The organism is Microbacterium gallinarum (assembly GCF_014837165.1).
GTDB lineage: Bacteria > Actinomycetota > Actinomycetes > Actinomycetales > Microbacteriaceae > Microbacterium > Microbacterium gallinarum.
Genome location: NZ_JACSPM010000001.1, coordinates 1,396,055 through 1,417,403, shown reverse-complemented (window position 1 = coordinate 1,417,403; position 21,349 = coordinate 1,396,055). Strand labels below are relative to the sequence as shown.

The 21,349-nt window shown below is 69.8% G+C and carries 22 protein-coding genes and 1 tRNA gene; 8 read left to right on the top strand and 15 right to left on the bottom strand.

All coding sequences use genetic code 11. From position 1 onward, the window contains the following. Nucleotides 1-143 precede the first annotated feature (143 nt). Nucleotides 144-1,076 carry a dihydrodipicolinate synthase family protein gene (locus H9622_RS06570; RefSeq protein WP_191765367.1) on the bottom strand — a complete coding sequence of 311 codons (933 nt, stop codon included), beginning with the start codon at nucleotides 1,074-1,076 and terminating at the stop codon, nucleotides 144-146. A gap of 57 nt (nucleotides 1,077-1,133) precedes the next feature. Between H9622_RS06570 and H9622_RS06565 the strand changes: the two genes are divergently transcribed. After that, nucleotides 1,134-2,291: an NAD(P)/FAD-dependent oxidoreductase gene (locus H9622_RS06565; protein WP_191765365.1), complete on the top strand. Its 1,158-nt coding sequence runs from the start codon at nucleotides 1,134-1,136 to the stop codon at nucleotides 2,289-2,291. A gap of 9 nt (nucleotides 2,292-2,300) precedes the next feature. Here the strand turns inward: H9622_RS06565 and H9622_RS06560 are convergent, their stop codons facing one another. Continuing rightward, a complete protein-coding gene (locus H9622_RS06560; protein WP_191765363.1) occupies nucleotides 2,301-4,013 on the bottom strand; it encodes an FAD-dependent oxidoreductase in 1,713 nt (570 codons plus the stop codon). Between the two features lie 102 nt (nucleotides 4,014-4,115). Here H9622_RS06560 and H9622_RS06555 point away from each other — a divergent pair, with 102 nt between their 5' ends. Then, on the top strand, nucleotides 4,116-4,919 hold the full coding sequence (locus H9622_RS06555; protein ID WP_191765361.1) for an SDR family NAD(P)-dependent oxidoreductase: 804 nt from the start codon (nucleotides 4,116-4,118) through the stop codon (nucleotides 4,917-4,919). An 81-nt stretch (nucleotides 4,920-5,000) separates the two neighbouring features. Beyond that, on the top strand, nucleotides 5,001-5,798 hold the full coding sequence (locus tag H9622_RS06550) for an IclR family transcriptional regulator domain-containing protein (RefSeq protein ID WP_191765359.1): 798 nt from the start codon (nucleotides 5,001-5,003) through the stop codon (nucleotides 5,796-5,798). A 192-nt stretch (nucleotides 5,799-5,990) separates the two neighbouring features. Here the strand turns inward: H9622_RS06550 and H9622_RS06545 are convergent, their stop codons facing one another. From H9622_RS06545 to H9622_RS06515, 7 genes are all read right to left on the bottom strand, one after another. After that, complete coding sequence (locus H9622_RS06545) at nucleotides 5,991-6,788, bottom strand: amino acid ABC transporter ATP-binding protein (RefSeq protein ID WP_225221565.1); 798 nt, start codon at nucleotides 6,786-6,788, stop codon at nucleotides 5,991-5,993. Then, entirely contained in the window at nucleotides 6,785-7,792 is a 1,008-nt protein-coding gene (locus H9622_RS06540) for an amino acid ABC transporter permease (RefSeq protein WP_225221564.1), read from the bottom strand. The genes H9622_RS06545 and H9622_RS06540 overlap by 4 nt, the downstream gene beginning before the upstream one ends. Beyond that, nucleotides 7,773-8,570, bottom strand: a complete 798-nt coding sequence (locus H9622_RS06535; protein WP_191765357.1) for an SDR family oxidoreductase — start codon at nucleotides 8,568-8,570, stop codon at nucleotides 7,773-7,775. Before H9622_RS06535 ends, H9622_RS06540 begins: the two co-directional genes overlap by 20 nt. 22 nt (nucleotides 8,571-8,592) lie before the next feature. Next, a complete protein-coding gene (locus tag H9622_RS06530) occupies nucleotides 8,593-9,531 on the bottom strand; it encodes a transporter substrate-binding domain-containing protein (RefSeq protein WP_191765355.1) in 939 nt (312 codons plus the stop codon). A gap of 220 nt (nucleotides 9,532-9,751) precedes the next feature. Continuing rightward, nucleotides 9,752-10,960, bottom strand: a complete 1,209-nt coding sequence (locus H9622_RS06525; protein WP_191765353.1) for a M24 family metallopeptidase — start codon at nucleotides 10,958-10,960, stop codon at nucleotides 9,752-9,754. A 29-nt stretch (nucleotides 10,961-10,989) separates the two neighbouring features. Next, a complete protein-coding gene (locus H9622_RS06520; protein WP_191765351.1) occupies nucleotides 10,990-11,445 on the bottom strand; it encodes a YybH family protein in 456 nt (151 codons plus the stop codon). Between the two features lie 463 nt (nucleotides 11,446-11,908). Beyond that, nucleotides 11,909-11,999 (bottom strand) — tRNA-Ser (locus tag H9622_RS06515). A gap of 94 nt (nucleotides 12,000-12,093) precedes the next feature. Between H9622_RS06515 and H9622_RS06510 the strand changes: the two genes are divergently transcribed. Continuing rightward, nucleotides 12,094-13,488, top strand: coding sequence for an MFS transporter (locus H9622_RS06510; protein ID WP_191765348.1), 1,395 nt, complete (start codon nucleotides 12,094-12,096; stop codon nucleotides 13,486-13,488). Here H9622_RS06510 and H9622_RS06505 read toward each other — a convergent pair. Continuing rightward, a complete protein-coding gene (locus tag H9622_RS06505; RefSeq protein ID WP_191765346.1) occupies nucleotides 13,464-14,300 on the bottom strand; it encodes a class II glutamine amidotransferase in 837 nt (278 codons plus the stop codon). The two genes, H9622_RS06510 and H9622_RS06505, sit on opposite strands and share 25 nt — an antisense overlap. 345 nt (nucleotides 14,301-14,645) lie before the next feature. Here H9622_RS06505 and H9622_RS06500 point away from each other — a divergent pair, with 345 nt between their 5' ends. From H9622_RS06500 to H9622_RS06490, 3 genes are read left to right on the top strand one after another with little or no spacing between them, the layout of a single operon-like run. Continuing rightward, nucleotides 14,646-15,011, top strand: coding sequence for a hypothetical protein (locus tag H9622_RS06500; protein ID WP_191765344.1), 366 nt, complete (start codon nucleotides 14,646-14,648; stop codon nucleotides 15,009-15,011). Between the two features lie 49 nt (nucleotides 15,012-15,060). Further along, the gene (locus H9622_RS06495) at nucleotides 15,061-16,014 is read left to right on the top strand and encodes an L-lactate dehydrogenase (RefSeq protein WP_191765342.1); all 954 of its coding nucleotides are present in this window, start codon (nucleotides 15,061-15,063) and stop codon (nucleotides 16,012-16,014) included. Between the two features lie 4 nt (nucleotides 16,015-16,018). Continuing rightward, entirely contained in the window at nucleotides 16,019-16,792 is a 774-nt protein-coding gene (locus H9622_RS06490; protein ID WP_191765340.1) for a hypothetical protein, read from the top strand. A gap of 20 nt (nucleotides 16,793-16,812) precedes the next feature. On the opposite strand, the gene H9622_RS06485 is transcribed toward H9622_RS06490, so the two are convergent. Beyond that, nucleotides 16,813-17,280 (bottom strand): SRPBCC domain-containing protein, encoded by a 468-nt coding sequence (locus tag H9622_RS06485; RefSeq protein WP_191765337.1) that lies wholly within the window; start codon nucleotides 17,278-17,280, stop codon nucleotides 16,813-16,815. Nucleotides 17,281-17,338: 58 nt separating this feature from the next. Between H9622_RS06485 and radA the strand changes: the two genes are divergently transcribed. Then, complete coding sequence (gene radA / locus H9622_RS06480) at nucleotides 17,339-18,709, top strand: DNA repair protein RadA (RefSeq protein WP_191765335.1); 1,371 nt, start codon at nucleotides 17,339-17,341, stop codon at nucleotides 18,707-18,709. Between the two features lie 7 nt (nucleotides 18,710-18,716). Here the strand turns inward: radA and H9622_RS06475 are convergent, their stop codons facing one another. The 4 genes from H9622_RS06475 to H9622_RS06460 form a co-directional block, all read right to left on the bottom strand. Next, nucleotides 18,717-19,112 carry a hypothetical protein gene (locus tag H9622_RS06475; protein ID WP_191765333.1) on the bottom strand — a complete coding sequence of 132 codons (396 nt, stop codon included), beginning with the start codon at nucleotides 19,110-19,112 and terminating at the stop codon, nucleotides 18,717-18,719. A 41-nt stretch (nucleotides 19,113-19,153) separates the two neighbouring features. Continuing rightward, a complete protein-coding gene (locus H9622_RS06470) occupies nucleotides 19,154-19,561 on the bottom strand; it encodes a dehydrogenase (protein WP_191765331.1) in 408 nt (135 codons plus the stop codon). A 124-nt stretch (nucleotides 19,562-19,685) separates the two neighbouring features. Next, nucleotides 19,686-20,402, bottom strand: a complete 717-nt coding sequence (locus tag H9622_RS06465) for a FadR/GntR family transcriptional regulator (protein ID WP_191765329.1) — start codon at nucleotides 20,400-20,402, stop codon at nucleotides 19,686-19,688. Between the two features lie 112 nt (nucleotides 20,403-20,514). Next, nucleotides 20,515-21,294 carry a 3-oxoacyl-ACP reductase gene (locus H9622_RS06460; protein ID WP_191765327.1) on the bottom strand — a complete coding sequence of 260 codons (780 nt, stop codon included), beginning with the start codon at nucleotides 21,292-21,294 and terminating at the stop codon, nucleotides 20,515-20,517. Nucleotides 21,295-21,349 lie beyond the last annotated feature (55 nt).

Sequence of the window (21,349 nt, the reverse complement as noted above, 5' to 3'; positions counted from 1 at the left end):
CTCGGGTGGTGCGGGCTATTGTCACATGAAAAGTGCGGAGCGTGTCCAGATCGATATCCGGAAGCTTAACTCGTTACCGAATTTACATTCGCCTCTGTTTCAGCTATGTGTCCTGGCGATTGCGTTCGGTGACGGTCCTCGGCTCAGAGGCCGAGATCGCGCGTGACGCCGTCGAGCTCGTCGATCACGGCACCGATGCGCGCGAGACGTTCCTCACCCTCGGCGCCCAGCTGCTCGAAGCTCGTGAGGGGCGGGCGGACCGTACCCATCGGGTACCCCGCACGCGCGGCCAGCCGCTTCGAGTAGCACTGGTGCCCGTACGTGGGGTGACCTGCGGCGATGATGGCGTCGAAGCGCTTGATGAGGCCGTCGATCCGGCGCGCGTCGTCGATGCGTCCCGCCTCCAGCAGATCCCAGATTCCGGCCGACGCGCGCGGGATGTAGTTGCCATACGGGTTCACATACCCCTTGGCGCCGAGCAGGAACGAGTCGACGACCCGCTCCCCCGCGTAGACCGTGATGTCGTCGCCGGCCAGATCGATGACGTCCCGGACGCGGGCGATGTCCTGCGACGACTCCTTGATGTACGAGATGGTCTCGAAGTCCTTCGCCAACCGCGCGACGAGCTCGGCGCTCAGATCGACGTTCGAGGTCACCGGGTTGTTGTAAAGCATGATCGGCAGATCCTGCGCGCCGGCGATCGCCTCGAAGTAGCGATAGATCTCGTCATCGGTGGGCGTGTAGTAGTAGGGCGAGATGATCATGAGCCCGTCGGCACCCAGGTCCTTGGCCTCGACGCTCTGCGCCACCGCCTTCGTGGTGGATGCGTCGGCCGTGCCGATCAGCACCGGGATGCGTCCGTCGATGTGCCTCACAGTCTCATCGATGATGAGCCGACGCTCCTCGGGCGTGACCGACAGGAATTCGCCCGTCGTACCCAGCATGATGATTCCGGGGACCTTCTCTTCGAGCTGCCAGTCCAAGAACGCCTTCAGGCGGTCGACGTCGACGGCACGGAGATCGTCGGTGAACGGGGTGACGGCGACGGTGTAGGAACCGGAGAACTGCGGAGCCATTTATGACCTCTCTGCGCACACGTGTACGTATTGTGAACAGCAGGATACGGTGTAACCATGAGTGATCGAAAGGGCGACGGCGAAGTTTTCGACGTCGCGATCGTCGGCGGCGGCGCCAGCGGCACCTCCGCCGCGTACCATCTCAGCGGCGAAGGACTCTCGGTCGCGCTGCTCGAGCGGCACGACATGAACACCGAGGCATCCGGTCGCAACGCGGGCAGTCTGCACGGGCAGATCCAGCACGAGCCGTTCCTCGAAGAGGGCGACGAGTGGGCCTCCGCCTGGCTTCCCGCCCTTCGCTTCCTCGCCGACTCCCTCGAGCTGTGGGACACCCTGAGCGACGATCTGGGCACCGACCTGCAGGTCGGCAAGAAGGGCGGGCTGCTCATCGCCGACGACGTCAGCCAACTCCCCGCCATCGAGCGCAAGGTCGCGTTCGAGAACAGCATCGGGATCGAGAGCCGGGTGCTGTCGGCCGACGACGTGCGGCAGCTCGCGCCCTGGATCACCGACGACGTCGTCGGGGGCGAGCTGTGCCCGATCGAGGGCAAGGCCAATCCGCTGCTCGTCGCTCCCGCGTTCGCACGCCGGGCCGTGGAGCGGGGCGCCGTCATCATGCCGCGCACCCCGGTCGACGGACTGCGCGAGGAACGCGGCATCCACATCCTGCGCACTCCCCGCGGCGAGGTGCGCGCACGTCAAGTCGTGCTCGCCGGCGGCGACGGGATGCCGGCGCTCGGCCGCCTGCTCGATATCGACCTCCCCATCTCCAGCGGCGCCGTGCAGGTGAGCGTCACCGAGCGGATCGACCCGATGGTGTCGCAACTGGTCTACTACGCCGGGGGCAAGCTCACCTTCAAGCAGGCGCAGTCGGGCACTCTCCTCATCGGGGGCGGCTGGCCCGCGCGCCGCAACGCCGCCGGCGAATGGGTGGTGAACCCCGAGTCGCTCCGCGCGAACCTCGCGATGGCCATCCGCATCGCGCCGTCGATCGCCGAGCTGTCGCTGCTGCGCACCTGGGTCGGCATCGGCAACGGCACCCCCGACCACAGTCCGATCATCGGCGCCGTGCCGAAGCATCCGGGTGTCTGGCTGGGCTTCTACCCCTACATGGGCTTCACCGCATCGCCACTCATGGGGCGCGTGCTGAGCGACCTCGTGCTGGGGCGCGACCCCGGTCGCGACCTGGCGCCCTTCGCGCCGGACCGCTTCTGACCGCTCGGGTCAGGCCTGCGCGACGTCGCCCAGCGGCACCGGCTTCACCGGGGCCTGCGGTGCGAACCCGGAGCGCTCCGCTACGGCCTCACCTCGCCGGCGCGCCTCCATGTCGGTGAGCACCGGTCCGCAGTAGCGCCCCTGGCACTTGCCCATTCCCGCGCGGGTCACGCGCTTGACGGCGCCGGGCGACGACACTCCGTCGGTCATCGCCTCGACGAGGTCGCCGTGGGTCACGCCCTCGCAGCGGCAGACGATCGTGCTCGGCTTCGCGAGCTGGTCGGTGAGCACGGGAGCCGCGAACAGGGCGTTGACCCCCCGCTGGAACGACAGGTGCCGGCGAGCCGTGCGCGCGAGCCGCGCGTCGGGGGCGACGGGGATGCCCCGCAGGTCGGCGATGATCGCCGCGGCGGCGACCGCACCCTCGGCCTGCGCGTACTTCGCCCCGCGGACACCGGCCGAATCGCCGATGGCCCACACCGTCTCGACGGAGGTGCGCCCGGTCTCGTCGGTCACCGCGCGCAGCGCCCCGCGCGCCGGGTCGTACTCATGCTCGGCGCCCAGGCTGCGGGCGAGGTCGTTGCTGGGGAGGAAGCCGTAGCCGAGGCAGACGGCGTCGACGTCGAACGTGCGGCGGCGACCGGTGGCTCGTCCCTCGCGGTCGAGGCGCGCGACCGTGGCCCGCTGGACGCCCCGCTGCGGGTCGCCCTCGAGAGACTCGACGACCGAACCCGGCATGACCGGCACCCGGCGCGCGGCGAGCGCAGCCAGGTAGGCCACGCCGTCACGGGTGAGGCCCGGGGCATTGAGGCCCATGCGCACCGCGGCGGCACCGCGAGCGGGCGACAGGAACGGGGCGGCCTCGACGAGCCCGACGACGTCGACCCCGGCCTTTGAGAGCTCGGCTGCGAGCTGGATGTTGAGCGGGCCGTTGCCGGCGATGAGCACGCGCCGGCCCGGCGACACCTGGTACGACCGAAGCAGCGTCTGCCCCGCGCCGGTCGTCATCACCCCGGGCAGCGTCCATCCGGGGATCGGCACTCCTCGCTCATAGGCGCCGGTGGCGAGCACGACGCGCTTGGGCGTGATGATCCATCGCTCGTCGTCGGCGCGGGCGAGCAGGCGGTCGGCGTCGAAGGCCGCCCACACGGTGGCGCCGAGGAGCAGCCGGGCGCCCGACTGCCGGGCCGATTCGATCAGACGCCGCCCGGCGGTGTACTGCCCGTCGAGGTGCTGCTCGTCGATCGGGAAGGCCGGGTCGGGCTGCTTGTAGAACTGTCCGCCGAGCTTCGTGCGCTCATCGGTGACGACCACGTCGAGGCCTGCGTCGGCCAGATCACGGGCTGCGGCCAGACCGGCGGGCCCGGCGCCGACCACCAGCACGTCCGGAGCGAGCTCGGATTCGGGACGCGGGGCCGCGGCGGCGGTGGGAACGTGCCGCTTCGCCGACTGCGTCTCGATGATCTGACCCGCGCGCGCGGGCGTCACGCACGCCAGGATGCCCTCGTGGTGGTCGACGGTGACCGCGCACTCGTGGCACACCCCCATACCGCACCAGAGTCCGCGCAGGTCGCCGCGGTCGTCGCGGCGGTTGCCGAGCTCGCCGGCGGCGACCATGGCCGAGGCGATGGTGTCGGATTCCGCGACCGGCACTTCCCGGCCCTCGTAGTCGAGCGATCCGGACTCGTCGGGCGACCCGACACCGGGGGACGACACCCTCATGCAAACTCCTCGATGCGTTCGCGGTACGAACTTTTTGTCGCATGACGAACATTACCCGTATGCTGGTCAGGTCGCACGTCGCGGCGCACACGGAGGTCTCTCATGGATTCTGCACCCGCTCCGCTCGGAGGAGCGGCTGCCGCAGCGGGCGAGCTCTCGGGCCGAACGGTGCTCGTGACCGGCGCGTCCGCCGGCATCGGCCAGGCGATCGTCGAACGCCTCGCGCACAGCGGAGCACGCGTCGTCGCCCACTACAACTCGCACCCCGACGGCGCGCGAGGAGCTATCGCGGGCTACCCGGACGGGTCGGCGCACCTGGTCGGGGCAGACCTCTCGACACCCGAGGGTGCATCGACCCTGTGGGCGGAGGCGATCGCCTGGGCCGGACGCATCGACGTCGCCGTGCTCAATGCCGCCGTCATGCCCAAAGTGGATTTCCACGCCTCGGACGAGGAATGGGATGCCGCGCTCGACCTCGCTCTGCAAGTGAACACCCGCAGCCAGCTCACGCTGATCCGCCGTGCCGTCGCACACTTCGTCGAGGGCGGCGGGTCGCTCATCGGACTGAGCAGCTGGGCAGCCCAGCGCGGCGCCGGAAGCGCCAACCTCGTCGGGTACTCGGCGTCCAAGGCGGCCACAGCGGCCGCGATCAAGACCGTCGCCCGCTCGTACGCGAGCCAGGGAGTGCTGGCCTATCTGATCGCACCGGGGGTGGTCGACACCCAGATGTCGGCGTCGGCGAGCGAGGACCGCGGCGGCCGTCAGGCGTTCCTCGACAGCCTCGCCATGCGGGAGATGGTTCCGCCCAGCGAGATCGCCGAACTCGTCGCACTCCTCGCGAGCGGCCGCACCCGCCACCTCAGCGGCGCGACGATCGACGTGAACGGCGCGTCCTACATCCGCTGACCTGTGTCGATGTGGGTTCCTTCGCGCGGCGATCAGTAAGGTGAGACCCGCAACGCCGCATGATCGCTGAGGGAGCACGACATGAACGCCGAAGAGCCCCGGCAACCTTCCGGGGAGTTCGTCCAGTCCCTCTCCCGGGGCCTCGCCGTCATCCGCGCCTTCTCGGACGAGCGCACGATGCTCACGCTCGCCGACGTCGCCCGCATCGCAGGCCTCAGCCGCGCCTCGGCGCGGCGATCGCTGCTCACACTCGAAGCACTCGGCTACGTCGGCATGCAGCAGAACCGGTTCTACCTGAGACCGCGCGTGCTCGACCTGGGCTACGCGTTCCTCTCCTCTTCATCGAGTGTCGACACGACCCAGGATCACCTGCGCAGACTCTCGACCCGCCTGGGCGAGTCGTGCTCGGCGTGCGAGTACGACGACGGCGACATCGTGTATGTCGCTCGCGCCGCGGCGGAGTCTGTCATGCCCCTCCGGGTGAGCATCGGCCGCCGCATCCCCGCGTTCTGCACGTCCACGGGCCGCGTGCTGCTCTCAGCGATGAGCCCCGACGAACTCGACGCGTTCTTCGCCAAGTATCCGCGTGAGAAGTTCACGCCGCAGACCGTCACCGACGAGCAGGAGCTTCGTGAGCGCATCGCCCAGGTGCGCGAGCAGGGCTGGGCCCTGAACAACCAGGAACTCGACCTCGGCGCCCGGTCGATCGCCGCCCCGGTCGTCGACACCCGCACCGGCGCCTACATCAGCGCCGTGAACGTCACGGTCTCGACGTCGCGGGTCAGCGTCGAGGAGCTCATCGAGAACTGCCTGCCGCCGCTGCTCGAGACGACCGCGCAGATCAGCTCCGACATCGCCCTCCTCAGCACCCAGCGCTGAGGCATCCGTCTTCGTCCGCCCTCCGCGTCCTCGCGCGACGGATGGGGGACGACTCACCGGCGGGAGTCATCACGCCCGTTTCGGCCTTCCTCCCGTCGCCGGCCCTCCGCGCGTCACGGATCGGCCGAGGCAGGATGGAAGGAGGGCCGCCGCTCTGATCAGAGCACAGGACTGATCAGAGCGGCGTCCCGGTCACTCGTCGACGTCGGCGCGCGTGTTCAGGATGCGCGACAGGAAGCGCTGCGTCCTCTCTTCGCGCGGGTCGTCGAGAACCTGCACGGCCGAACCCATCTCGATGATGCGACCGTCGTCCATGAAGACCACGCGGTCGGCGACCTCGCGGGCGAACTCGATCTCGTGCGTCACCACGATCATCGTCAGCCCCTCCGAGGCGAGGCGCCGCATGACCGACAGCACCTCTCCGACGGTCTCGGGGTCGAGGGCGGACGTGGGCTCGTCGAAGAGCATGACCCGCGGTCGCATCGCCAGCGCACGAGCGATCGCCGCGCGCTGCTGCTGACCGCCCGACAGCTGCCGGGGGTAGGTCGACTCCTTGCCCTCCAGGCGCACCCACTCCAGCAGTTGACGGGCGTGGGTCTCGGCCTCGGCACGAGGGGTACCCATCACCTGGATCGGCGCCTCGATGATGTTCTCGAGCACGGTCATGTGGCCGAACAGGTTGAAGCTCTGGAAGACCATCCCGATCTCGGTGCGCTGGCGGGCGAGCTCGGCCGGTGGGATCTCCACCAGCTGTCCGCGGCTCTCGCGCACGCCGATGCTCTCGTCGCCCAGCCAGACGACCCCGGCGGTGGGGGCCTCGAGGTGGTTGATGCACCGCAGCAGGGTGGACTTGCCCGAACCCGACGGCCCGATCACGCACACGACCTCGCCGCGGAACACCTCGAGGTCGACGCCGTGCAGCACCTCGAGCGGGCCGAAATTCTTGCTGACCGACTGGATGCGGATGATCGGTTCGGTGAGCGTGGTCATACGCGATCCTGCGCTTTCGCCTCGAAGGTGATCGGCGTGGTGCGCCCGAGCAGCTTGCGCAGCTTCGTCATATACGTGTCGGGCGCGTTCCGGGTCGCGCCGCGCGCGTAGTGGCGCTCGATGTAGTGCTGCCCGATCGAGAGCACCGTGGTGAGGATCAGATACCAGATGCACGCGACGACGAGGAGCGGAATGGTCTCGAACGTGCGGGCGTAGATCACCTGCACGGTGTAGAGCAGTTCGCTGATCGCCACAATGCTCACGAGGCTCGTGCCCTTGAGCATCGAGATGACCTGGTTGCCCGTCGGCGGCACGATCACGCGCATGGCTTGCGGAAGCACGATCCGGCGCATCGCACGCCGTCGCGACATCCCGAGCGCCGCCGCGGCTTCGCTCTGCCCCTGGTCGACGGACTGGATGCCGGCACGGATGATCTCGGACATGTAGGCGCCCTCGTTGAGTCCCAGCCCGAGCAGAGCCGCCACCAACGAGGTGATGACCGTGTTGGTGTCGAACTCGAGCCACTGGGGACCGAAGGGGATGCCGAGGGTGAGCTTGGGCAGGAAGCTCGCCAGGTTGTACCAGAACAGCAGCTGCACCAGCAGCGGAGTGCCGCGGAACAGCCAGATGTAGCCGTCGGCCGCCACGTTGAACAGCAGGCTGTTCGAGATCTTCATCAGCGCGAGGACCAGGCCGATGAGGCATCCGAGGATCATCGCGACCACCGTGAGGATGAGGGTCAGCCCCACCCCCTGCAGCACCTTGGGACTGAAGATGTACTCGCCCACGACGTCCCACCGCATCGCATCGGCGGTGAGGAACTTCGAGATGATCTCGAGCACGACCAGCACGACCAGGATCCGCAGCACCCAGCCGCCGATCTTCGCGGCGAGGCGACGACCGGAGTTGGTCTGCACGCGCGGCCCTACCGGGTCGCGGCCGATCTGCAGGGTCGTGGTCAGCGGACCGCGGGCGGGCCGATCGTCAGGCGCGCCGTCGCTCATAGGCTTCCTCATTCAACGTGTCGGTGTCGTGGGCGGGCAGCGGCAGTGCCGCCAGCCGCGTCGCCGCTCGGCCTCCCGCATCGGCGGCGAGCCGCGCGCCCAGGGGTTGCAGCGACGAGGTCGTGGCGCGTCGCTCGTCCAGACTCTCCAACGCCGACCACCCGCTCTCAACGGCGAGTACTGCGCCGGTGACGTGGGTCGACGCGTCCGAGGCCAGGAAGGCGACCGCCGCGGTCGGTTCGATCCCGTGTGGCTCGACCGCGTTCACACGGACTCCGAAGGGCCGCAGTTCGCTCGCGAGTCCCCGCACGACCTGGTGCAGGTCGCGGCCCGCCGGTGAGGCCGTGAGGCCGCGCCCTCCGGCAGGCCGCGTCGTGGTCGAGCACGTCAGAGTGATGATCGACCCGGTCCGGCGCTTCGTCATCGCCGGCACGAACGGGCGGATCGCTTCGAGCCCCGATTCCGCCTGCCCCGTCTCGGATGCGCCGTGCGCGTCGAGGGGGCGGTGGATCAGCACGTCGATCGCGGGAAGCGCCGCGGCGAGGGCCTCGAGCCCCTCGGCGGACGAGGTGGTCGCCGAGGGGACATCGAAGCGCTCGTCGCCGCCGTACTCGCCCTCGAGGGCCGTGCGGTCGTCATCCGCGACGACCACACGGGCACCGAGAGCGGCCAGTGCCGTGGCCGCGGCGCGGCCCAGTTCCCCGACCGCTCCGAGCACGAGCGCCGTGCGCCCTTCGAGGCGGTTGCTGCGTGGCCGTGTGGGCCGTGCGGTATGCATGTCGCCGTTGAGGTTCAGACGGTCACTGGGCGACGTCGGGGTTGACGACGGCCTCGTCGAGCAGGCCGAAGTCGATGTCCCAGGAGCCCATGATCTCTTCGTACGAGCCGTCTTCGATGAGCTGGTTCATCGCGGCGGCGATGGCCTCGGTCAGGCCCGAGTCCTTGCCGACGGCGACGCCCTCGAGGTTGGGCTGGTAGTCGAGGGGCTGGATCTCGAGCCCTTCGGCGCTGCTGTCCTCGCGGACCAGCCACGAGAGCTGACCCTTGGCCGTCATGAAGGCGTCGATGCGGTCGGAGCTCACCGCGAGCAGCGCGGCGCCCTGTTGCGGGAACGAATCCACGGTGGGGGCGTCCTCGCCGGCTTCCTCGCACGTGGCGATGATCTCCTCCAGCTGGATGAGGAAGGCCGAGCCGGCGAGGGCGCCCACCCGAAGGCCGCAGAGGTCTTCGGGCGTGCTGATGTCGAGGTCCGCGTCCTCCGTCGTGATGACGCCCGTCGTGCTCTCGTGCACGGCGACGATGTCGACGACGTCGAGGCGCTCCTGGGTCACGATGATCGACGCCCACGACGTGTCGAAGCGGCCGTTCTCGATGCCGGGGATGAAGGTGTCGAACGCTCCTGAGACCTCGGCGGTGTACTCGAGGCCGAGGAGTCCGGCGACGGCCCGCCCGAGGTCGGGTCCCCAGCCGGTGATCTGGTCGTCCTCGCCGACGAACGTGTCGGCGGGAGCGTTGTCGAACTGGATGGCGGTGAGCGTGCCGCGCTCGACGACGTCGTCAGGCACCATGGCGGCCAGTTCGTCGTTCTTCTCGATGGTCACGCCTGCGACCGCGACGCTGCCGCCGTTGCCGCCGGCGTCGTCGCCGCCGGAGTCGCCCGCGCAGCCCGCGAGCGCGAGGCCCAGCGCAGTGCAAGCCGCGAGGCCGACGAGAATCCGGCTCGATGCGGTGGTGTTCATCGGGACTGCTCCTTCGGGTCGTGTGGCGTGTCAGAGCTCGCGAGAGCGGCATCCGCCCAGCGCCTCATCAAGCCTGCTGTGTTCGTTCTACGCACGAGTGTTCACTATGCGTCCGAACGTTGTCAACCATTTCCGGTGCAGGACGAGCAGTCGAGTCCAAAACGAGACCTGGCCCCTCACGTGAGCGTGGGGGCCAGGTCGGAAGAACCGGATGCTGCGGTCAGTCGTTGACCCGCATGTCGTTGTCGAGCTCGTTGATCTTCACCGTCTCGCCGCTGTCGGTGAGCAGGAAGACATCCTCCACCCGCACCCCGACTCGGCCGGGCCAGAAGACGCTGGGCTCGATCGTGAACATCATGCCCGGCTCGAGCGGCGTCTCATCCTCTTCCGAGATGTAGGGCAGCTCGTGCACGTCCTTGCCGATGTTGTGACCCGTGCGGTGGCGGAACCAATCGCCGTAGCCGGCCTCCTCGATCACCGCCCGCGTCGCGCGGTGCACATCACCGCCGGTGGCGCCGGGCACCGCCGCCTTGCGGCCCGCCTCCTGCGCCGCCATGACGATGTCGTACACGCGCTCGTACTCTTCGTCGGGCTGGCCGATGTGCACCGTGCGCCCGAAGTCGGAGCAGTATCCCTCGACGATCGCACCGAAGTCGAAGTTCACCCCGGCGCGGTCGGGCAGCGCCTTGCGCGACAGCCGCTCGCTCGCGTCGCGCTCGATCCCCTTGCCCATCGCCCACACCGCGGTGTCGAACGACGACGACGGAGAACCCAGCTGACGGATGCGCAGGTCGATCTCGGAGGCCAGCTCGAGCTCGGTGATCCCGGCGACCACCTTGTCGCTCACCGCTGCCATGACCTGGTCGACCATGCGCGAAGCCTCGGTCATGAGCTCGATCTCGTGCGCGTCCTTGATGCGGCGGATGCCGTTGAGGATGCCGTCGGCCACGGTGAAGTCGGCATCCGGCCGGTGCTCGCGAAGCTGCAGAGTCGTCTCGGCCCACGTGCGGCCGCTGACGGCGATGCGCTCCTTCGCGCCCGACTCGTGCACACAGGACTCGTCGCTCGGCGCCCCGCCCACGGCGACTCGGCGCGGCCGCGCCTTGAACGCGTCGAAGGCCCGGCGGAACACCTCGGCGCCGTCGTCGGACTCGGTGGCGGTGATGATGTCTCCGGCGACGCCACCCGGGAGGTGGAACTCCTGGTGGTGGCGGGTGAGCACGAAGAGAGGCTCCTTGCCGGGCGAGAAGAACGCGCCCGAGATCCAGTGGTTCGTGTAGCCGATGTTGCCGAATGACGGCACCCCGCGCTCAAGACCGGTGAAGTACTCGAGGTCGGTCTGGGAGGCCGGGAGGAACAGCACGTCGATGCCCGCAGCATCCAGCCGCTCATCGAGGCGAGCGCGGCGCGAGACATAGTCGATGGCCATGGGGGTCCTTTCGAGATGGGGTCGCTCACTCAGGAGAGCGGGTCGACCGAGAAGAGATCTTCGTGGGAGTGGATGATGTACCAGATGCCGTCGATGCGGCGCCATCCCTGGCTGACACGCATGAGCTGACGGACCGCTCCGTCGGGCCCGTGCTGCTCGACGCGCAGCAGGTGGCGCGCCACGGCGAGATCGCCCGAGACGTCGATGACGGGCTGGTCGACCTCGATCCGGGTCGTCACGGGCTGTGCCTCGCCCACCGGCCGGGCGGCGCGGATGGCGTCGAGCTCGCCCAGTCCGTGCGCGATGCGCTCGGTGACGGCATCCCAGATCGTGGCGTCGGGGTGGATGTGGCGATCGATGCGGCCGCGGTCGCCCGCGAGGAAGGCCGTGTAAATGGCATTCTGCTCGTCCCAGATGGCGCGGCGGTCGATGTCGAAGAACGACGTGTCCGCGATGTCGATCACCTCTGTGGCGGGGACGGTCATGCATGGCTCCTCAGGCAGATGCCCGGCGCGCGGACAGAAGGGTCCCTGGCCAGCGAGGGGGTCTCTGCGGCGGAGTCGCTGTCGGCGGCGGCGGGAACGGCTTTCCGACCATGTCACGGCGAGCGCAAGTCGTTCGTTCTACGAACGAGTGTTCACTATGCGAAGCGCGTTTGTCAACGCACGGAGAAGTGAGATCCGGTCCCGACGCGCCGCACGCGCGCATCCAGTGAGGGTTGCATATGTTCTCGTCCGCGCGAGCGTTCTCATGCGCCGGAGCGGGAACCTGGTCAGATCGACGAGCTTTCCCAGTGCCTCGACCCGGATGGCTCTGGGAAGACGAGGTGCGGCCGGCGACGGTCCGCTACCGAGCGCGGCCCGATGACCGGCGCCCGATCCGGAGAAGCAGAAAAGCGTTCCCACTCCCGTTATCGGGGAGCGAGAACGCTATCTGATCAGGCATTCATGGCGGTGACGGTGGGATTTGAACCCACGGTAGGGGGTTACCCTACACAACTTTTCGAGAGTTGCACCTTCGGCCGCTCGGACACGTCACCGCCGAAGAGTTTACGTCACGCGACGCGAAGCCGCCAATCGGCGCACATCGCCGCAACCGCCCGCACCGTCCGCCCCCGGGGATAGGTTGGCGGCATGCCCCAGACCATGACCGGCCGCGAACGCACGATCCTCGCCATCGCGGTGCTGGCGTCGTTCGTGGCGTTCCTCGACGGCACGGTGGTCAACGTCGCACTCCCGGCGATCAGCGACGAACTCGGCGGCGGCCTCACGACGCAGCAGTGGGTGGTCGACGCCTACCTCATCACGCTCGGCGCCCTCATCCTGGTGGCGGGCTCGGTCGCAGACGCCTACGGCCGCGCGTTCGTCATGCGCATCGGCCTGATCGGCTTCGGCATCACGAGTGTCGCGATCGCCCTCGCGCCGACGGCCGAGTTCCTCATCATTTCGCGGGCGCTGCAGGGCGCCGCCGGCGCCTTCCTCGTGCCGAGCTCGCTCGCGCTCATCACGTCGACCTTCCGCGGAGCCGCACAGGGCCGGGCGATCGGCATCTGGACGGCAATGACCACCACCGCGATGATCGCCGGCCCGATCCTCGGCGGCCTCTTCGTCGACTTCCTGTCGTGGCGTCTCGTCTTCCTCATCAACGTCGTCCCCATCGCGATCACGCTGTGGCTGCTGTCCCGCGCAGGGGTGAAAGACAGCAGGCGAGCGGATGCCGCGATCGACTGGCTCAGCGCCGCCCTGTGCACCCTCGGCCTCGGTCTCATGGTGTTCGCGCTCATCGAGCAGCCGCGACTGGGCTGGACGTCACCGGCGATCTGGGTGCCGCTCGTCGTCGGCGCCGGGCTGTTCGCGACGTTCCTCGTCCGGCAGCGCTTCGCGCGGCATCCGATCCTCCCTCTCGATCTGTTCCGGGTGCGCAACTTCTGGACCGGCAATGTCGCCACCACGTTCATCTACGGCGCGCTCGCGCTGAACGGCTTCGTCGTCGTGGTCTACCTCCAGCAGGGGGCCGGGCTGCCCGCGACGCTCGCGGGCCTGGCGAGCCTGCCGGTGACGATCCTGCTCATCCTGCTCAGCTCGCGCGCCGGCGCCCTCGCCGGAAAATGGGGTCCGCGGCTGTTCATGACGGTCGGCCCGATCACGATGGGCGCGGGTGCGCTGCTGCTGCTCACGGTGTCGCAGGCCTTCGACTACTGGTGGCAGGTGCTGCCGAGCATGATCCTGATGGGGCTCGGCCTCGCGCTCACCGTCGCACCGCTGACCTCGGCGATCCTGGGCGCGATCGAGACGGAGCGCTCAGGCATCGCCTCAGCGGTGAACAACGCCGTCGCGCGCGTCGCCGGACTCGTCACGATCGCCATGCTCGCCACGATCGTGGGCGGGCAGCTCGATCTCGAGGGCTTCCACCGCGCGGCCGTCGTGACCGCGGCGATGATGGTCGCCGGCGGCCTGGTGTCGTGGGCGGGCATCCGCAATCCCAAGGCTCCCGCAGACGAGGGTCAGGAGTCCAGGAACGCCGCGTGACGGAACCCGTCCGGGTCGAGCACAGCGACGGTCGACTCGGGCACCTCGAGGAACACACCCGGAAGGTCGTTGAGCGGCTCCGACACCACGACCTGCGCGTGATCGCCGAAGGCGTCCAGGCGCGAGGCGTCGGGATACATCGCCCGCAGGGTGGGCACGTCCGCGGAGTGGAACAGCGTGCGCGACCGCCCTTGCGACGAGTACCGGAACGCCCAGAGCGTCTCGCCGTCCGACACCGCGAACGTGCCCTGCATCGGGAACTGCACGCCGGCCGCGTGCCCCACCTCCTCGACGCGACGGATCGCGGCGCCGACGGCGGCGATCGGATCGTCGGCGAGCCCGTAGGTCAGGCCGAGGTGGAACAGCACCTCCGAGTCGGTGGTGCCCTGGATGTGCGGGTACAGCGACGGGTCGACCGCCAGCATCAGGTCGCGCCGGATCAGTCCGAACTGCGCGATCCCGCCGTTGTGCATGAACAGCCACCGGTCGAAGCGGAACGGGTGGCAGTTCGTCTGCTGGATGGGCGGCCCGGCGGCCGCCCGCACGTGCGCGAAGAACAGCGGGCTGCGCACGGCCCGGCTGATCTCGCGCAGGTTCTGGTCATGCCACGCCGGCTCGATGCTGCGGAAGACGGCGGGATGCTGCGGCAGCGCGGCATCCGCGGGATACCAGCCCAAGCCGAACCCGTCGCCGTTCACGGTCTCCGCGCCGAGCGGCGAGTTCAGCGACATCGCCACCACAGAGTGCTGCGCGTCGAGGACGAGCGTGGAGGGCTGCAAGGGCTCCCCGGTGTAGGCCAGCCAGCGGCACATCCTGCCTCCCCGAACAGCGGTCGCGAGTCGAAGTCATCGTAGGCCGCACGCTGCCGGACGACCAGGTCCCGGCGCATGGCGACGACGACGCCACTGTTGCGCTGACCGCGCCGGTGCCATGATGTGCGCATGAACCGCCCGATTGCACGGCGGCTCGCCCTCGCGATGCTTCTGGGGACGTCGCTCATGGTTGCCGGCTGCGCCGGCGCTTCGGCAGAACCCGACCCACCGCAGACAGAGCCGAGTTCCTCGACGCCATCCACGTCGGCCGCGGACTGTCCCGCGCCCCCGGCCGACTCTCCGACCGGTGCCGTCGACGATCCCTTCGCGCTCGGTGATCCCGTCGTGATCGAGTGCTTCACCGTCGTGGTCGACGCGGTCGACAAGGACGCGACCGAAGCCGTCATCGCGGCGAATCCGGGAGCCGAACCGGCCGCCGGCAACGTCTACATGACGACGACCGTGACGATCACGCGGTCGGCGGGCGGACCCGGCGACGTCTCCGACATCGCGATCGTGCTCGCGGGATCGCAGACGACCAACGGCGAACCGGCCACGGACCTGGGAGTGGAGCCAGCGCCCCCGGCCGGCGCGCTCGACGAGGGGGAGACCATCACCGGCACGTACGTGTATGAGATGTCCGGCGGGGCGTCGACGTCGGTCGAGATCTCGGTCGGCCAGATGACACCGCTCTCCGTCCTGCCGTATTGAAACGGCGCGCGCCTGGCCCGCGGCATCCGCTCACTGCAAGACTGGCGGCATGGCCGTCATCGAGAATTCGAAAGTCACCATCGTCGGCGCCGGAAGCGTCGGATCGAGCACGGCGTACGCCGCGCTGATCCGCGGATCGGCGCGGCACGTGGCGCTCTACGACATCGCGACCGAGAAGGTCGAGGCCGAGGTGCTCGATCTGGCCCACGGCACGCAGTTCACGGGTTCGAGCGACATCATCGGCGGCAGCGACCTCTCGGTGGTCGAGGGCTCCCACGTCGTCGTGATCACGGCGGGGGCGAAGCAGAACCCCGGCCAGACCCGGATCGAGCTCGCGGGCGTCAACGCCGGGATCATGAAGAAGATGATGCCGCAGCTGCTCGAGGCGGCGCCCGAAGCGATCTTCGTCATCGTCACGAACCCGTGCGACGTACTCACGGTGCTCGCGCAGGAGGCGACCGGATTGCCGCCGGAGCGCATCTTCGCGTCGGGGACGGTGCTCGACACGTCGCGCCTGCGCTGGAAGCTCGCCGAGCGCGCGGGCGTCTCGACCGGCAGCGTGCACGCCTACATCGTGGGCGAGCACGGCGACACCGAGTTCCCGCTGTGGTCGCGCGCGACCATCGGAACCGTGCCGATCCTCGACTGGGTCACTCCGGCAGGCGACCGCATGAGCGCGGCTGAGCTCGATCAGATCGCGGTCGACGTGCGCGACGCGGCCTACAAGGTCATCCAGGGCAAGGGCGCGACGAACTACGCGATCGGCCTGTCGAGCGCGCGCATCATCGAGGCCATCCTCCACGACGAGCACGCCGTGATGCCCGTGTCGGCCGTACTGCGCGACTTCCACGGCGTCGACCGCGTCGCCCTCTCGGTGCCGTCGGTCGTGAGCGCAACGGGTGCACACCCGGTGCGCGAGACCCAGTTCGCCTCGCACGAGCTCGACCTCTTCCACCGGTCCGCCGAAGCGCTGCGCGAGGTGGCCGACTCGCTGCGGAGCTGACCCCGTGACGACCGGCCACATCACCGTTCCCGCGCTCGCCGAGACGGGCTACGTCGTGCTCGACCGCTACGACCAGGCCCGCGACCCCGAGGAGTGGCACGACCTCGAGTACACCGGCTGGCGCTCGTCGGGTGTGACCCGCTTCGCCCCGCTCACCAGCTACGCCGGCGAGATCGAGTGCAACGGCTTCTGGAACCACACGCCGCCGCGCGCCGACAAGGACGGGGTGTGGATCCCGTCGCAGGTCGCGCACGCCCCGGCACTGGTGCGCCGCGCGCAGGAGCCGCGAGCGGGTGTCGGGCGCTGCCGTGTGATCGAGCTGCAGCCGAACACGTACGCCGACGCGGTCTACAACCTGCACCAGGACGACAACAACCGACTCAATCCCGAGGGCACCGGCTGGGTCGTGCGCGCGTTCTTCAATCTGACCGACGACCCCGACTCCTTACTGCTCCTGCGCCGCGACCGGTTCGACCCGTCGACGGAGCTGCGCATCCCGCTGCCCGCCGGCGCCCGCGTGATCGTCGACACCCAGCACTTCTGGCACGCGGTGTGGCACCGCGGCGACAGCCCGCGCTACGGCCTGATCGTCTCGTGGGAGTCGGGTCCCGAGCTCGAGGCGTACATCCACGAGCACCACGGCGTCGCCCGCGTCGACAGTGCGCCGCTCGACGCGACGACCGTCGAGCACGCGCAGCGCGAACTGCATCGCCGGCTCGAGGAGCGGCGGCAGGCGATGGCCGCACTCGGCGCCGCGTTCGTCGCGCCGGAGGGGTGACCCGCGCGGCTTCGCGAGGATCAGCGGATGCCGCGGCCGTCCTCCACGAACCGCGCCAGGTTGCTCAGAGACGACTCGAGGCCGACGACGTGGTCGCCGGGGTCGATCCCGCGCGGCACCCCGGTCGCCTCGACGACGACGTACGTCCCGCCGTCTCCCTCGGTGAACGTCCACGTCATGGTCATGATGCCGCAGAACGCCGGATCGTCGGACGGGAAGTCGACCTCCTCGACGATGCGCTCGCCGGCCTCGACGTCGACACGGCGCACGTCCGCGACATCCGACTCCGCCGTCGCCTTTCCGCCCTGCGCCGGCGGTTCGTCGTAGGTCAGCACCATGCGGTAGCCGGCCTCGGCGTCGAAGCGCTCGAACCGGGCCGTCATGCCGTCGGGCGGCAGCCACGCGAGCATCGCGGCCGGGTCGACGAACGCGCGGAAGACGTCGTCGGGCTCCGCCGCGATGAACCGGGATGCCGCATCCACCCGCATGCGGTCACCCTACGCCGCGCCTGGGGACGATGTCGCGACCCCGACGTACGCTGAGGCCATGGCCGCCACCCGACGACCCACGCAGACCGCGCCGTATCGCTGCACCGAATGCGGCTGGACGACGATCAAGTGGGTCGGCCGCTGCGGCGAGTGCCAGCAGTGGGGCACCGTGGTCGAGGCATCAGAGCCCACCGGCCTGCTGCGATCGATCACGCCGGTGACTCCCGGCGCCGGTCGAGCGGCGCAGCCCATCACGCGGATCGACACGACCGACGCCCCCCGGCGCACGAGCGGCGTCGGCGAGTTCGACCGCGTGCTCGGCGGTGGAGTCGTTCCGGGTGCCGCGATCCTTCTCTCGGGCGAGCCGGGCGTCGGCAAGTCCACGCTGCTGCTCGAGGTGGCGGCGCAGTCGGCGAAGGCGGGGCGGCGGGTGCTGTACGCGTCGGCCGAGGAGTCCACGGCACAGGTGCGCCTGCGCGCCGAGCGCACCGGCGCCCTGCACGACGAGCTCTATCTCGCGAGCGAGACCGACCTCGCGACGATCCTGGGGCACGTCGACGAGGTGCGGCCCGAGCTGCTGATCGTCGACTCGGTGCAGACCGTCGCGTCGTCGCTGTCCGAGGGCATGGCCGGGCACCCGTCGCAGGTGCGCGAAGTGGCCTCCACTCTCATCCGCGTGGCGAAGGAGCGCGGGCTTCCCGTGATCATCGTCGGGCACGTGACCAAGGACGGCACGATCGCAGGCCCGCGCATCCTCGAGCACCTGGTCGACGTCGTCTGCCATTTCGAGGGCGATCGGCAGACCTCGCTGCGGTTCGTGCGGGCGCTCAAGAACCGCTTCGGGCCGACAGACGAGGTCGGATGCTTCGACATGACCGGCGCCGGCATCGCCGAGGTGCCCGACCCGAGCGCGCTGTTCCTCGGCCACGGCTCTCCCGAGCCCGGCACGTGCGTCGCGATCGCGCTCGAAGGCAAGCGCGCCATGCCCGTCGAGGTGCAGGCCCTGACGATCACGGCGACGAGCCCGAACCCCCGCCGCATCGTGAACGGGGTCGATGCTGCGCGCGTCGCCATGGTGCTGGCGGTGCTCGAGAAACGGGGTGGCATCAAGACCAGCGACAAGGACGTCTACGTCTCGACCGTCGGCGGCGTGCGGTTCACCGAGCCGGCGGCCGACCTCGCGATCGCGATCGCCGTCGCGGGCGCCGTGAACAACGAGTCGTCGCCCAAGACGCTCGCCGCAGTAGGCGAGCTCAGTCTCGCGGGCGAGGTGCGGCCGGTGACCCAGGCGGTGCAGCGGCGGTCCGAGGCCGCGCGGCTCGGCTACACCGACGTGATCGACAACCGGTCGGGCACGCTCCGCGGCGCGCTCAACGACGTCCGGGCGCGCGTGCGGCCGACGCGTGGGGCCGACGTCCCGGAGTTCTGAGCGCGGGTCAGTACGGAGACACCACGAAGACCTCGAGTCCGACGCAGGCCTCCGGCATGTAGCCGTTCGACGACGGAGCGGACGCCGTGCCCATGAACCCGCCGCCGAGGGCGATCGGGTCGCCGTCGGTGTACTCGTCGCCGCGCCAGGTCAGCGTGTCGCCCGACCACGAGCCGTCGCCCGCCGGGAACGTCGGCACGGCGGTGCCGCCCTCGTGCTCCACGCGCACGCAGCCGCCGTCGGTGCGCAGGACGCCCTCGAGCAGGGCGTCCATGCCGGCTTCCGGTCGCGGATGGACAGCGATCGGGCCCGTAGTGGGGATCGCGGCGCCGATCGCCGTGCAACCGACGAGCGCTGCCGCACCGCCGACCGCGAGCACGAGGCATCCCACCGCTCGGAACATGGCCCGAGCGTAGCGCCGGTGCGTGGCGCCGATCGTCACGATCAGGCGTCGAGCGCGGCGATGAGGTCAGCCGGAGTCGCCTGCAGCGGGTGCGGGCCCGCGATGTCGAAGAAGACCGTCGTGATCTCCTCCTCGTGCGTGCCGAGGAAGGAGCGAAGCCAGGCCGGGGACTGCAGCGCCACACCGGGCGGCAGGGTCTCGGGCTTGTGCGCCGCGTCGCTGAAGAGCAGCAGGGCGATATCGCCGGTGCGGGGGTCGCGGTAGGTCCAGACCTCGCCGACGTCGAGCGGGTTGTCCCGCTGCCGCGGATGCATGAGCGGCACGACAGTGGGCCCGTGCCTCAGCGCGAAGGCGACGGCCGCCATGTCCTGGGTCTGCAGCGCGTCGCTCAGCTGCGTGTTGCGGAACTCGAGAGGTTCCTTCTTCTTCGCGCGCTTCTTGCCGGCCATCCGTCCAGCGTAGACGCCCCGCCGCCCCGTCCCCGCGCTTGCTCACCTGTCACGAAGTGCCGCCGCACCCGGCCCGTTGCGACAGGCGAGCGCCCAGACCGAGAACGCCCGCCACCGGATCCGGTCAGGCGAGGAAGCCTCGAAGCAGGGCCTCGGTGCCGGCCAGGTGGTCGAGTACCGCGGCCTCCGCGGCATCCGCTCGCCCGGCCAGAATCGCGGTGACGATGTGCTCGTGCTGGGCGTTGGCGTGCTCGATGTTGCGCGGCAGCAGCGGGAACGTGTCGAGCCACGCGTTCACCTGCGCCCGGTTCTCGGCAGCGAGCGCGACGAGTGAGGGGATGCCCGCGACCTCGGCGATCACCAGGTGCAGCAGGGTGTCGAGGCGGCGGTAGTCGGTGGCGGACGCCGCCGAGACGGCCTCGTAGCGCGCCCACAGTTCGTCCCGCTGCTCGGGACGGAGAGAACGCGATGCCGCCGCCCGCGCTGCTCCGGCCTCCAGCACCCGCCGCAGGCCGAGCACGTCGTCGAGCTGGGCGGGATCGACCTGTCCGGGATGCGGCGGCTGGGGCAGCGGGTCGGCGACGAACGTGCCGCCGTAGCGGCCTCGCCGGCGCACGAGGTAGCCGGTGTCGGCGAGCTCGCGGATGGCTTCGCGCACGGTGTCGCGACTCACCGCGTACAGCGTCGCCAGTTCGCGCTCGGCCGGGAGCGACTCTCCCGGCGCGACCACGCCGAGCCGGATCGTCTGCACCAGGCGCGCCACGGTGTCTTCAAGGGCGTTGCCCTCACGAACGGGCCGGTACACGGCCCGGCGCACCTCGCGCAGCGGCGTCTCGGTCATCGCGCATCCTCGCAGCAAGCACAACGTCGGCGATCCCGGCGCGAACCGCCCGAGGAGTCCCCGTCAGTTCGAGATGCCGGCCGACGTGCCGACATTGTGCACACGTTCATCGTCACAGCGGGGTGACGTAGGCGTTGGTGATGCCGCCATCGACGACGAAGGCCGTGGCCGTGATGAACGACGCGTCGTCCGAAGCGAGGAACGCGACCGAGGCCGCGAGCTCCTCCGGCTCGGCGAAGCGGCCCATCGGCACGTGCACGAGCCGGCGCTGTGCGCGCTCCGGGTCCTTGGCGAACAGCTCCTGCAGGAGCGGTGTGTTCACCGGCCCGGGGCACAGCGCGTTCACGCGCACCCCCTGGCGGGCGAACTGCACGCCGAGCTCACGGGTCATCGCGAGCACACCGCCCTTCGAGGCCGTGTAGGAGATCTGCGAGGTCGCCGACCCGAGCAGCGCGACGAACGACGCCGTGTTGATGATCGAGCCCTTGCCCGCCGGGACCATGTGCCGCAGCGCCGCGCGCGAGCACAGGTACACGCTCTTGAGGTTGACGTCCTGTACGCGGTCCCACGCCGGAAGCTCGGTCGTCTCGATCGAGTCGTCGTCGGCGGGCGAGATCCCGGCGTTGTTGAACGCGATGTCGAGCCGGCCGAATTCGGCTGCGACCCCGTCGAAGAGCTCGTTGACGGATGCCTCGTCCGCCACGTTCACATGCCGGTACACGCCTCCGACCTCGGTCGCCGCAGCCTGGCCCGACGTCGGGTCGAGATCGGCGATGACGACCTCCGCACCCTCGGCGGCGAAGCGGCGCGCGGTCGCGAGCCCGATCCCGGACGCGCCGCCGGTGATGATCGCGACCCGGTCCTCGAGGCGCTGGGTGAGGTCGATGGTCATGGGTTCTCCGTTCGTGCGGGGCGTTTCGTCTCGCTTGGGTCGCTCCGCGACCGGA